We start from the raw sequence: 13,493 nt of genomic DNA, 5'->3' as shown, positions 1-13,493 counted from the left end.
TCTCAAGCTACCGCTACCTCCCGCAGGAGTCTCACCCCCTCCACTTCAGTCAACAGGGAAGAGATTTGCTTAGACATAGTAGATTGCTTTAACACCCTGTTTCCTTCCGTTATGGGAGTTCGCTTTCCGCGGGGCGTGTGCTTGAGCCTCCTCGCTGCGCTGTGGGGTCTCAAGCTACCGCTACCTCCCGCAGGAGTCTCACCCCCTCCACTGCAGTCAACAGGGAAGATTTGCATAGATAAATTGATTGCTTTAACGCCCTGTTTCCTTTCGTGAAAATTTGGTATGGTAAGAGTAAGAGTGTCTTAGGAGGCAAGGTATGAAAGAGAAAAGTGTGTTAAGGGAAGAGATGAAAAAAATACTAGGGAACATGGACCGTTTAAGCCATGCAGCAAAAAGCAAAGCGATTCATGATAAGTTGTTTGCTTCAAAAGAATGGCAGGATTCACAAACAATTGCTGTGACCATTTCACGTTATCCTGAAGTGGATACGGAAGCCATTATTATGCGCGCGTGGGAAGAAGGAAAGAAAGTGGCCGTACCGAAATGCTTTCCAAAGAATAAAAGCATGGAGTTTTATTTCCTAGAAAACTTCAATCAACTGGAAACCGTCTACTTTGGATTAAAAGAGCCCATTGTCTCAGAAGTGGAAATATGCTATAAAGACAAGCTCGAATTAATTCTAGTTCCTGGTCTGATTTTTGATGAGGAAGGATATAGAATAGGCTTCGGCGGTGGTTATTACGACCGTTACCTGGTTGATTACATTTGCTCTAAAGTATCATTGGCATTTACAGAACAGCTGGTTAAGAAAGTTCCAACAGATCAATTCGATATACCCGTACATAAAATTGTGACAAATGAGGTCGTGTATGACTGCTCTATTAGAAAATGAGGTTGTATTGTTAATAGGTATTGCTTTGTTGGCATGGGGAGGATATAAACTAAAGGCATTAGCTGCTTCCGGAGCGATTGGAACGTTCCTAGTAGGGATTTTAATTGCAATAGGTTTTAAAGGGTATGGTCTTCTATTGATTGGACTATTCTTTGTTACCTCTAGTTTCTGGAGTAAATATAATCGTAAGCAAAAGGAAAGCATTACTGATATGCACGAAAAAGGTTCGCAACGAGATATAGTGCAAGTTTTCGCTAATGGCGGAGTACCTGCGCTATTAGGGGTTTTGGCATACCTGTTTCCTGCTGATTATTGGATTTACGGCTTCGTCGTTGCCATAGCTGTCGCGAACTCAGATACTTGGGCATCGGAAGTAGGTTCACTAAGTAAAAAGCGCCCGTTCTCAATTATACAGATGAAAACAGTGGAGCCAGGAACGTCTGGGGCAATCTCTTTACTTGGAACACTAGCGTCAATTGTAGGTTCTGCATTAATAAGTGTAGTTTCCTACTTTTTCTGGAGTGAAATAAATTTCGCGATAACCATTCTGCTTACCGCAATGGGGGTGTTGGGCTGTTTTATTGATACATTCTTAGGTGCAACTGTTCAATCCGCCTACAGATGTAAAGTATGCGGAAAGCGTGTGGAAAAAACAGAACACTGTCAACAACCCACACAATTAGTAAAAGGCAATTCGTGGGTGAACAACGATGTGGTCAATATCTCCTCCATATTAATAGCAAGTGTCATCACTATCTTGGTACTGTTGTAACGAAATAGTTATATTTTGCTCAGTATTTCACAATCTTTTTTGGTATAATATATTTGAAACGTAACCTAGGTGAAAAGAGGAGATACCATGAGAAACGGAATTAGTCGTGTTGCTTTAATAGGAACAGGGTTCGTCGGTTCAAGTTATGCATTCGCCTTATTGAATCAAGGCGTGACAGAAGAACTCGTATTGATTGATCTGAACAAGGAAAAGTCAGAAGGCGATGCAATGGACTTAAATCATGGAATAGCATTTGCGCCAACACCAACGAGAATCTGGTATGGTGATTATAAGGATTGTCAGGATGCAGACATTGTGGTGATATGTGCCGGTGCCAATCAGAAACCAGGTGAAACGAGATTAGATCTTGTCGAGAAGAATACGAAAATATTTAAAAGTATAGTGGATGAAGTAATGGGGAATGGATTTGATGGCATCTTCCTCGTTGCAACAAACCCAGTTGATATCTTAACTTACGCTACTTGGAAGTTTTCAGGCCTGCCTAAAGAGAGGGTAATCGGTTCAGGAACCATTCTAGATACGGCTAGGTTCCGCTATGTTCTCGGTGATTATTTTCAAGTAGATGCCCGTAATGTGCATGCTTATATCATCGGGGAACATGGAGATACGGAACTGCCTGTATGGAGTAAAGCTGATATTGGGGGAAAACCAATCTTAGAGCTGATGGCGAAGCAGGAAAAATACAAAGAGGAAGATCTAAATGACCTATTTGTCAGTGTAAGAGATGCTGCCTACCAAATTATAGAGAGAAAAGGTGCAACCTATTATGGAATTGCCATGGGGCTTGTCAGACTGACAAAGGCAATCCTACAAAATGAAAATTCCATTTTAACGGTTTCAGCCTATTTGGATGGAGAATATGAAAGTGAGGACATTTACATTGGAGTTCCCGCTATCGTCAACAGAAACGGAATTAGAGAAATCCTTGAACTTGACTTAAGTGAAAAAGAAAGGGAGCAGTTTCAACACTCTGTTCAAGTACTTTCAGAAATAAAAGATAAAGTATTCTAAAACATGTCTATTCTTGGGCATGTTTTTTTCATTTTTAAGCAAGATATAGATAGGAGGGATGACAATGGGATTCTTACTAAGAATTTTTCTAATAGGCGTGGGTACATATGCCATTTACCAAAGTCGTTATAAAATCCTAAATTATATTTTGGGAATCGCTAGCATCAGAAGATTTGTTGTAGCATTCGGAATGGACATTCCATTTGTACGCGAACGATTTTTACAAACCGTATTTCGAGGATAAACTGCCAGTAGTTGCTGGTGGTTTTTCTTTTGTTTTTAAAATTACATAAAATTAACATTGCATTAATATTCTTCCTCTATAATTTATTCTGTTAGGCGAATAGGAGTTACAGGGGGATCAACTGGATGAAACAACTAGTAAAATATAAAAAGAGAATGGACGAGAAATTTCAACATTACATCGGAAAAATAAATTTAGGAACTAGACTATTCCTACTCTTTATAACATTGATGTTGGCGTCTATATCGGCAGTCGGGCTGGTTTCTTATATCAAATCAAAAGAAATGACCGTCAATAGTATAGAAAACCGTCTTGTTAGAGAAGTAGAGCTTATGGGTTACATTGCAGAAAACTTAAAGTTTACATACATAAGTGATGATGCATATTTTATGCAGCAGTTGGAGGTGAATATACGCTCTCAAAGGGATACATTGAAAGAGGATGGAATCTTTTCGGAGTTCTTTTACATAACCAATAACGAGACACAGCCATTCAAGGTAAGCGAAGGTAATCTTCCTAAAATGACAGATTCCATGGTGGATGCAATGGTCAACAGTAAAAATGGCATTATTAAGGAAAGCATTAATGGGGTGGAATATACTATCTCATTTAGGGAAATGAAGGAGCTGGATGGAATTTATGGTTTGATTATTCCAACTAGTTCTTATTTAAGTCCTGTCCATGATATGGGTATTTTCACACTTATGGTCATCATTGGTAGTATCGTGATTTTCACTTGCATTACAATTATTTTTGTTCGAACTTTAACAAAGCCATTATCTGTTCTTCGGGAAGCAATGAGAGAAGGAAGAGAAGGGAATCTTCGGCCAGCTAAAAACATTAAGACATCGATTCCTGAAATTGTGTCTCTAAACAAGAGCTATAATTCCATGATTCATAACATGACACAAGTATTAAGAGAGATCAAGCAAACGACGAAAGAATTAGAAGAGACAGGTAACCACCTTGGACTTTCATCAGAGGATTCCATGGTTTCCACACATCAATTGATAAGTTCCATCAATATGGTAAAAGAAGGGGCTATGCAAACTGCTTCTAGTTCTGAGACCAGCGTTGAATCGATTAAAGAAATGAAGGACCTTATAGGAGAAATGCAAAAAAATATGTCACATGTTTTTTCTAGTTCGAATCGAATGGATGACTCTGCCGAGATAGGGAAAAAACACATGAATACACTTATCACAACTATTATCAAATTTGAACAGGATTTTGAAGAATTGTCCAACACCGTGAAAAATGTAAAAGATTATTCAGTTTCTATTACAGGATTAGTGGGGTTAATTAAAGGGATGGCGGAACAAACAAAGCTATTGGCACTGAATGCAACCATTGAAGCTGCCCGAGCAGGAGATGCAGGGAAAGGATTTGCTGTTGTAGCTAACGAAGTAAGAAATCTAGCAGAACAATCAACTTCTGCCGCCGAGGAAATCACAAATTCCATTGGGCATATGGAAAATGTAACAGCTAAAGCTGTAAATGAATTTGAAAACATGCATGTGAAAATTAAAGATAACTTACACATGGCAAACCTTTCAAAAGTTACATTTGATGAGCTCATGTCTGAAATGGAAGAAGTGAGTGAGAATCTAACTGTCATTAATGGAGACTTGAAGGGTTGGAAAGAGTTTTTACCTAATTTAGAGTTTGCAGCTGACAGTTTACTCTCTGTGTCGCAAGAAACCTCAGCAAGTTCAGAGGAAATGCTATCAGCAAGTGAGAATCAGGTCGAACAGATGGAGTACACAAATGAAATAGGCAAGAAATTGAATGCCCTGTCTAAATCACTTTCTGTTATTGCTGCAAGGTTTGAAATCAATAATTAAACTTCTTGATAACAGCTTCTAGAACGACTGTTGTACCGTTATATTTTTACTTTTCTCCTTGAACCATTTAAAATAAAGGGAACGAGGAGGCGGGCAATTGAAACAAGATATCTTATTTTGGCAGATCATTCAACATTTTGTTGTAATGAAAGAATATCGAATTTTACATATCTCTCCAGATCAAAACGAACTTTGGTTAGAAAACCTTACCCATAAAAAAGCACCAATTATTAGAATCTATCGACATGATCTAGATTGGAGCACGTGGCTTCAACGTGATATTGAAAATGCATCCAGACACGTTGTTAATTTCAAGCAGCAACTGCGAAAGCGTCGTTTACATGCATTCAATATATATGTATCTTCATACCCTCCTGTCGATGATTGGGAGTTCAGGGTGGAAGAACCTTTTGTAAGTGAAAAAACGGAACTTCATTCTATCGTGTTGCATGAAGGCAATACACAAAAAGCGTTAAATAGGATTTCTCATGTAACTGGGGATGAGGTAACCATAAAGGAACAGGACGCACTAGATGATCTTGGACTATATCATCTCAAGCAAAGTGTTCTAAACGCATCCTCACAAAGAGATAAAAAGGAAAGGTCTTTGTTTCAACATGGAAAACCCCTTTTCACCTACTTTTTTATCTTTTTACACCTAGTAATGTTTTATCTACTGGAAACAAACGGAGGAAGCCAGAATCCTGAGACATTGGTTAAGTATGGTGCAAAATATAACCCAGCCATTCTGGAAGGGGAATGGTGGCGTTTCTTTACACCTATTATTCTCCATATTGGGGTACTTCATCTATTGCTAAACACAATGGCGATATTTTACCTAGGCACTGCGGTAGAAAGAATATATGGGAACGTTCGCTTTCTAGTCATTTATTTGTTTGCTGGATTTGCTGGTTCTTTAGCTAGTTTTGTTTTTACTTCATCGTTATCTGCAGGTGCCTCCGGTGCAATTTTTGGTTGCTTCGGTGCGCTCTTGTTTGTTGGGATAACCCACCCTAAGTTATTTTTCCGGACAATGGGTACGAACATTCTCGTATTAATAGGAATAAATCTAGCGATCGGATTCACCATTCCAGGTATCGATAATGCAGGTCATATTGGCGGGTTGATTGGTGGCTTTTTAGCATCAGCTATAGTGCATTTACCGAATCATAAAAAATTTATCCAGAGAATTTTTGGTTTAGCATTAGTTTCTGTTTTAACTTTCTTTCTCTTACAAAAAGGGTACAATGCCGAAAATCCAACTGCTCTCATTAAACAGGCAGAAACATTCATTCAACAAGAAGAATATGAAGAAGCATATAATCTGCTTATTGATTTAGAGGAAAGGGAGGAGGAATTCCCTGAGGTCCTTTTCTATCTTTCCTACATAGATATTCAAGAAGGAAAAATAGAGAACGCGAAGAATCGATTAGAAAGACTTACTACTCTACAGCCTAGTTTTCATGAAGCGCATTATAATTTAGCATTAGTTTATTTGGAGCTGGATGACGCTGAAAAGGCATCAAGTTCTATTAATAAAGCAATCGAACTTGATTCTACCGTGGAAGCATACAATAGCCTTCGCACAGAAATAGATGGGTTAATAGAAGAATAAATTTCTTATAAAAAACAGCAAGGACTACCATTCCATTGAGATGGGAGTTCCCTGCTGTTTTTTTGTGCAATCTTGTATTATTTCTTTGGGATTAGCAGAAAATGAAAAGATGATAAGTACTTCAAACCTAATATATGAAGAATTAGGAGGAAATCATTTTGACTTGGCATAAACCAACGAGAAAAATGTCGGGAAACTTCGATGAAGATGTTGGATATTTAAAAGAAAGAATGGCTGTTGATAAAAGTTTTGATTTAATCTTTCTAGACCTCCATTATGCGGGCAGAAAAATAGGAATGTTCTTAGTGGACGGTTTCGGTAAAGATGATATCATGCTCTTTTTAATGAAATTTCTATCCGACCTATTGCCAGAAGATCTTAATGAAAAACCTCTGGACAAGTTATTAAAGACCTACATACCTTATGTCGAAATTGGTAAAACAGACGATTTGGAAACAGTTGTAGATCAGGTCCTTGCAGGTCCAACTGTCATCATTGTAGAAGGACTAGAGGAAGCGATCATTATTGACTCAAGAACGTATCCAGTTAGAGGTCCGGAAGAACCAGACATGGAAAGAGTGGTTCGCGGTTCCAGGGATGGATTCGTTGAGACAATGATATTCAACTGCGCATTAATCCGTAGAAGGATAAGAGACAGTTCACTCAGAATGGAATATTTGCAGGTAGGAAGAAGATCAAAGACTGATATAAGTATCTGTTATATGGATGAACTGGCAGATCCCGATCTGGTAGAAAAAATTAAAGATTCATTAAACAACATTGACACAGATGGTCTGCCAATGGCTGAAAAGACACTGGAGGAATTTGTAGGAGGAAGACACTGGAATCCTTATCCTACAGTCAGATACACAGAAAGGCCAGATACAGCAGCGGCGCATTTATATGAAGGACATGTACTAGTCATAGTAGATGGTTCTCCAAGTGTCATCATAACACCGGCTACTTTTTGGCATCATCTGCAACATGCTGAAGAGTACAGAAACAAACCGGTTGTTGGGGCGTACTTAAGGCTGGTTAGATTCCTTGCAGTCTGGGCGTCTATATTTATTCTACCTTTATGGTACTTGCTAGCAACGAATACACAGTTACTGCCTGAACAACTATCTTATATCGGGCCGACTGAAACGGGTGAAGTTCCTTTAATCGCCCAAATACTTATTATAGAAATCGGGATGGACATGCTCAGAATGGCAGCCATTCATACGCCAACTTCTTTAGGTACCGCCCTTGGATTAGTAGCGGCAATTCTCATTGGAGATGTTGCAGTAAAAGTAGGTCTTTTTGTACCAGAAATAATTTTGTATCTGGCTATTGCTGCTATTGGAACATTTTCAACTCCGAGTTATGAACTTAGCTTGGCAAACAGATTATTTAGGATTGTGCTCCTTTTATTGACTTACATGTTTGGAGTAATTGGCTTTATGATAGGACTTGTCATTCTCATTCTATTCCTGATGATGATGAACTCTTACAACGTTCCTTACCTATGGCCATTTATCCCATTCAATTACAGAGGTTTCCGTGATGTTATAATACGATCACCGATTCCGTTGAAAAACAGAAGGCCGACAATCCTACACTCGGAAGATCCGGATCGATAAAAAGAATTTAATAAAGAAAAACGGATGGTCCTCAACCCATCCGTTTTTTTATGAAGATTAAGAAAGCATATAAAAGGTTGATTTCCGTTCCAGGCGCTTCGCTTGCCTGCGGGCAGCCCGTGAGCGTCCTCAGGCTTCGCATTCAGGGGTCTCACCTGTCCCTTCCTCCCGCGGGCGTCTACGCGCCTTCCACTTCAATCATCAAAGTTACTTCATTCAAATAAAGAAATTGTTTAAGTATTAAAATAACATCATTAACCTTTATGTGATTCCTAGCTGAGGATTGGAGCAAATGGCGAAGACTCCAGCGGGGGAGAAACGGTTGGTTGAGACCCCGCAACGAAGTGAGGAGGCTCAAGCACCGTCCCGCGGAAAGCGAAGCCAATTGCGGAAAGGAACAGCGGAGGTTAACCATCCAACTTAAGCTTTTCAGAATTAAAAGGACTGGCATGGTTTTCTCGGTTTTTCTTACGTTTTCTTGCTTGACGCCACAAGTGAATCCTTTATACTAAAAATGGAGCGTAAACCCTTTCAACTAGTAAAGCAGAAAAGGTGAAGTCATGAAAACAATGTTAGACATAAGACAACTCTTAAAAAGCTATGGAGCCTTTATTTATACAGGCGACAAAATAGCAGATCTAGAGCTGATGGAAGATGAAATAAGGGAGCTCTATCGCTCAGGAGTATTGGACGCAAGTGTGTTCCAATCCGCCATGATTATCCTGCGACAAGAATTATCCAAATTAAGATAAAGAAAAGGTGAAACAAATGGAAAACAAATGGCTAGTAGGTGTCGACTTAGGTGGCACAACGATAAAGATGGCGTTTATTACACAATACGGTGAAATCGCTCACAAATGGGAGATTGTAACGGATATAAGTGAAAAAGGAAAAAATATTACAACAGATATAGCAAAGGCTATAGATAGTAAATTAGAGGAACTTGGTGAATCAAAATCAAAATTAAAATCACTTGGAATGGGTGCGCCAGGTCCAGTCAATATGGCAACTGGTTTAATATACGAAGCAGTTAACTTAGGTTGGGAAAACTACCCGCTTAAAGATCTCTTGGAAGTAGAAACGGGATTGCCTGTAGTAGTAGATAATGACGCGAACCTTGCTGCAATCGGGGAGATGTGGAAAGGTGCCGGTGAAGGATCTAAGGATCTCATTTGTGTTACCCTCGGAACGGGAGTTGGAGGCGGTATCATTACCAATGGAGAAATTGTACATGGCATAAACGGAGCCGGCGGAGAAATTGGTCATATTACAGTGATCCCAGAAGGTGGAGCACCTTGCAACTGTGGAAAAACAGGGTGTCTGGAAACGATTGCATCTGCAACTGGTATAGTTCGTCTTGCTAAAGAAGCGATGGAAGAAAATCCAGGAAGTAAGCTGGAAGAGTTAGCACAACAAGAAGGATTAACAGCAAAGTTAATATTTGAACAGGCGGATGCTAAAGAAGAGATTTCACAATACGTTGTCGATAAAGTCTCCTCTTATCTAGGACTGGCTCTTGCAAATTTGGCAAACGCCATGAACCCGGAGAAAATCGTTATTGGTGGGGGAGTATCAAAAGCAGGAGATAAATTATTAGATCCTGTTCGTCATCATTTTGTAAAATACTTATTTCCAAGAACCAAGGTTGGCGTGAAAATTGCTGAAGCAACCCTAGGAAACGATGCTGGGGTAATCGGAGCGGCTTACCTTGCAAAAACAAAATTGTAAAAAAGTGTGTAGTTTATTCTTTCTTTCTCTTGGGTAAAAAAGATAGAAGGAAGCGAGAATAGCGCGTAATGGAGGCTTCTTAATAGAAGTCTCCATTTTTTGACTATTTTGAATAAAAAAACATCTTTATTTTTTGAAACTTTTAGGCTTGTACCGCGTCTATTATATATAGTCGCAAACAACGCCAAGACTATTATTCTAGCTCTTCAATATAAATACAGTATTAATTATCCATTGATTTTTTGTAAAAAAAGTTTTAAGATATGTCGTAGCCAAATTTTTTGAGTGATGAAAAGTTGGTCATGGATACATCTAAAATGTTTTTTAAACAATAATAATAAATACCGAAACTAATAAAGAGCTTCCCTGTCTTTGCTATAAGGAGGTAAAAAAAGATGAAGCAAGCTTTTAAATCCAAAGTGCCTTTTATCCTAATTGCAGTTGTCCTGCTCTGGATAAAAACATATATCGTATATAAAACAAGTTTTAACATTACAATTGAATCCCTAAAACAAGAATTTATTCTATTTATTAACCCATTAAGCTTTATCCTGCTTATTGCCGGTTTTGCCCTCTTCTTTAAAGAAAAGGGAATGAAGCGATACCTAATTATTACAAGTTTTATCGTTTCGTTTGTACTTTATGCAAATGCAGTCTATTACCGTTTCTTTAATGATTTCATCACCATTCCGTTACTTTTCCAATCAGGTAACATGAGTGATCTAGGCGGTAGTATTACGGAACTAATGACACCTGTTGACTTACTAATGTTCATCGATGTAATTATTCTGATTGCCATTGCAAAGTGGACTCCATCATTTGTAAGCATGAGCACGTGGAGGCCGAAAGTTCGCAAGATGTACTTCTTATCCATTGTAGGTATTTTTCTCTTCAACCTAGGTTTGGCTGAAACAGAAAGACCTCAATTATTGACTCGTACATTTGATCGTGAAATCCTTGTGAAAAACTTGGGTACGTACAACTATCATGTGTATGATGCAGTCATCCAGTCCAAAACTCGTGCACAACGTGCGATGGCGGATGGAAGCGAACTTGCTGAAATTCAAAACTATATTAATGCTAGCTATAAAGCACCAAATGACGACCTTTATGGTATTGCAAAAGGCAAGAATGTCATAGTGGTAAAATTAGAATCCATGCAATCCTTTGTGATTGATAAGGAAATCAACGGTGAGCCGATCACTCCGTTCCTAAATGAATTAAAAGACCAAAGTTATTACTTTAATAACTTCTTTCATCAAACAGGTCAAGGGAAAACATCTGACTCTGAATTTTTATTAGATAATTCCTTATACCCTGTAGGACGCGGTGCCGTGTTCTTCACTCATGGAACTAATGATTTCCATACAGCAACACCTAACGTAATTAAAGAAGAAGGTTATACACCGGTTACTTTCCATGCAAACAACAAAAGTTTCTGGAATCGAGATGTAATGTATAAGTCACTTGGATATGACCAATTCTTCGATATTGAAAGTTATGATGTAAACGAAGAAAACTCTGTAGGTTGGGGTTTGAAGGATATTGAGTTTTTTCAACAATCCATCCCATACATGCAGGACCTAGAAAAACCTTTCTATGCAAAATTTATTACGTTAACCAATCACTTCCCATTCGTCTTGGATGAAGAAGATAAATTTGTAGATGAATTCGATTCTAACAGTCGTACTTTGAACCGTTATTTCCCTACAGTAAGATATAGTGATGAATCAATTAAAGTCCTTTTTGATGAGTTAAAGAAATCAGGTCTTTATGAAGATTCCATCATTATTCTGTACGGAGATCATTATGGTATCTCTGAAAACCATAACGAAGCAATGAGCCAGTATTTAGGAAAAGAGATCACTCCTTTTGAAAATGCTCAATTACAGCGTGTGCCAATGTTCGTACACATTCCAGGTGTAACGGATAAAAATCCGAAAGAATTTGATACAGTTGGTGGACAGATTGACCTTAAGCCTACTATCAAACACTTACTTGGAATGGAAACGAAAAATGATATTCAATTCGGTGCAGATCTTTTCTCCGAAGACAGAAATGATTTTGTAGTTTTCCGTGACGGTAGCTTTGTAACAGACAAAGTGGTATATGCAAAAAACGCTTGCTATGATAAGGAAACGGAAGAAGAGACAGACCAATCAGCATGTGAGCCTTACATGGAAAAAGCGAAAAAAGAGCTTCAATATTCCGATGAAATTGTATACGGAGATTTGCTTCGTTTCTATGACGGAACATCCATTCAAATGGACGATAGCAAATTGGAAGAATAAAGTCAAAACACCGAAAGCAGGTTCAATGCTATCGGTGTTTTTTTTATACATCTCCATATCGTTCTAAATTTTAGCCATTCACCATATGGATTAGTATAAATGCTAATGGTGGGCGGTGATTTAGAATGAAGGTCTTGGCAAGAAGAGGCGACTCCTTATGGTACTATGGCCAATTATTTGGGTTGCCATTAGATTTAATATGCGATTCCAACCCTACGATATCATCTGGTTCAGAACCCCTTAAAACGGGAGAAGAAATAGCTATTCCTGGGTATGTACCTAGAGATCATAGGATTCAAAAATTGGAGACCATCCACACAATTGCTCAAAAACTAAATATAGCACCTGATTGTATGCTGCTATTAAATCAAAATAAAGACATTGGTCGTTTAAAAGTTGGAGATGTTCTGAACATTCCACATAGAATGACACAAAACATAGTTAATCCTAAAAAGCGATACAATTATGAATCATTAAAAAATGACATTGAAAAGCTAAAGGACATTTATCCATTTATTCAATGCAATTCTATTGGACAATCTGTGATGGGAAAACCATTGCATCACATTCGATTAGGGAAAGGGAAAAATAAAGTACATTGGAATGGCAGTTTTCATGCAAACGAATGGATTACTAGTGCGGTAATTATGAATTTACTCAATGATTACCTTAGATGTTTAACAAACTTTACCCCACTAAGAGGAATCTCATGTGCACCTTTATATGAACAATCAGAGCTTTCTATTGTTCCGATGGTAAACCCTGATGGAGTAGATCTTGTACTAAATGGCCCTCCAACTGAAACACCATACAAGGAACTTGTGGAAAGTATTAATCTTGATCGTCCTGATTATTTAGGGTGGAAGGCAAACATTAGGGGAGTAGATTTAAATAAACATTTCCCTGCCAATTGGAAAATTGAAAAGGTTAGAAAAGAAGAGAAAGTTCCTTCACCTCGAGATTTTCCCGGTGACCTGCCATTGACTGAGCCTGAAGCAGTGGCGATGGCAAACCTGGCCGATAACGAAGACTTTAATAAAGTGATTGCTGTTCACACCCAAGGAGAAGAGTTCTACTGGGGATATGAAGGGCTGGAACCTAAGGAAAGTGAAAGGATTGCTCAGGAATTTGAAAGGGTCAGTACCTATAAAAGCGTCCGTTATGTCGACAGTCACGCTGGATTTAAAGATTGGTTCATTCAGGAATATAAAAAGCCTGGCTTTACTTTGGAACTTGGTAAAGGAATTAACCCACTTCCATTGTCCCAATACGACACTATTTATCAAAAAACCCTCGGCATCTTTTTAGCTTCCCTATACACTTAAACGGCAAAGCAGCCAGCTTGCCGTTTTTTTTAGGGTGAAATTATTACTGTAGGAATATTAATTTTTTTTAGCTTGTATTGAAACCTTTCCTGCCTCATAATCGTTATTAAGATAGGAAAAAAGGA

Annotated in this window: 11 protein-coding genes; all 11 read left to right on the top strand. The window is 38.4% G+C overall.

Translation table 11 applies throughout. The annotated features are described in order from the left end of the window. Positions 1–319: 319 nt before the first annotated feature. The 11 genes from HF078_RS15235 (at position 320) to HF078_RS15185 (ending at position 13,368) form a co-directional block, all read left to right on the top strand. Positions 320–895, top strand: a complete 576-nt coding sequence (locus tag HF078_RS15235) for a 5-formyltetrahydrofolate cyclo-ligase (RefSeq protein WP_169291911.1) — start codon at positions 320–322, stop codon at positions 893–895. Then, entirely contained in the window at positions 873–1,667 is a 795-nt protein-coding gene (locus HF078_RS15230) for a DUF92 domain-containing protein (RefSeq protein ID WP_169291910.1), read from the top strand. The genes HF078_RS15235 and HF078_RS15230 overlap by 23 nt, the downstream gene beginning before the upstream one ends. 87 nt (positions 1,668–1,754) lie before the next feature. Further along, a complete protein-coding gene (locus HF078_RS15225; protein ID WP_169291909.1) occupies positions 1,755–2,699 on the top strand; it encodes an L-lactate dehydrogenase in 945 nt (314 codons plus the stop codon). 64 nt (positions 2,700–2,763) lie between these two features. Further along, the gene (locus HF078_RS15220) at positions 2,764–2,943 is read left to right on the top strand and encodes a hypothetical protein (protein ID WP_169291908.1); all 180 of its coding nucleotides are present in this window, start codon (positions 2,764–2,766) and stop codon (positions 2,941–2,943) included. Between the two features lie 125 nt (positions 2,944–3,068). Further along, positions 3,069–4,787 carry a methyl-accepting chemotaxis protein gene (locus HF078_RS15215; RefSeq protein ID WP_169291907.1) on the top strand — a complete coding sequence of 573 codons (1,719 nt, stop codon included), beginning with the start codon at positions 3,069–3,071 and terminating at the stop codon, positions 4,785–4,787. A gap of 97 nt (positions 4,788–4,884) precedes the next feature. Next, entirely contained in the window at positions 4,885–6,402 is a 1,518-nt protein-coding gene (locus tag HF078_RS15210; RefSeq protein WP_169291906.1) for a rhomboid family protein, read from the top strand. Positions 6,403–6,587: 185 nt separating this feature from the next. Then, positions 6,588–8,024 carry a spore germination protein gene (locus HF078_RS15205; RefSeq protein WP_169291936.1) on the top strand — a complete coding sequence of 479 codons (1,437 nt, stop codon included), beginning with the start codon at positions 6,588–6,590 and terminating at the stop codon, positions 8,022–8,024. A 560-nt stretch (positions 8,025–8,584) separates the two neighbouring features. After that, positions 8,585–8,776, top strand: coding sequence for a YqgQ family protein (locus HF078_RS15200; RefSeq protein WP_169291905.1), 192 nt, complete (start codon positions 8,585–8,587; stop codon positions 8,774–8,776). A 16-nt stretch (positions 8,777–8,792) separates the two neighbouring features. Continuing rightward, positions 8,793–9,752: an ROK family glucokinase gene (locus HF078_RS15195; protein ID WP_169291904.1), complete on the top strand. Its 960-nt coding sequence runs from the start codon at positions 8,793–8,795 to the stop codon at positions 9,750–9,752. A 395-nt stretch (positions 9,753–10,147) separates the two neighbouring features. Then, the gene (locus HF078_RS15190; protein ID WP_169291903.1) at positions 10,148–12,043 is read left to right on the top strand and encodes an LTA synthase family protein; all 1,896 of its coding nucleotides are present in this window, start codon (positions 10,148–10,150) and stop codon (positions 12,041–12,043) included. 125 nt (positions 12,044–12,168) lie between these two features. Further along, positions 12,169–13,368, top strand: a complete 1,200-nt coding sequence (locus HF078_RS15185) for a M14 family metallopeptidase (RefSeq protein WP_169291902.1) — start codon at positions 12,169–12,171, stop codon at positions 13,366–13,368. Positions 13,369–13,493 lie beyond the last annotated feature (125 nt).

Origin of the sequence: Bacillus sp. RO2, from assembly GCF_012911845.1 — a bacterium.
In the GTDB taxonomy this organism is placed as follows: Bacteria; Bacillota; Bacilli; order Bacillales; family Bacillaceae_I; genus Sutcliffiella_A.
Note: the sequence above shows the minus strand (reverse complement) of the source record. Positions and strands in the feature narration are given on the sequence as shown.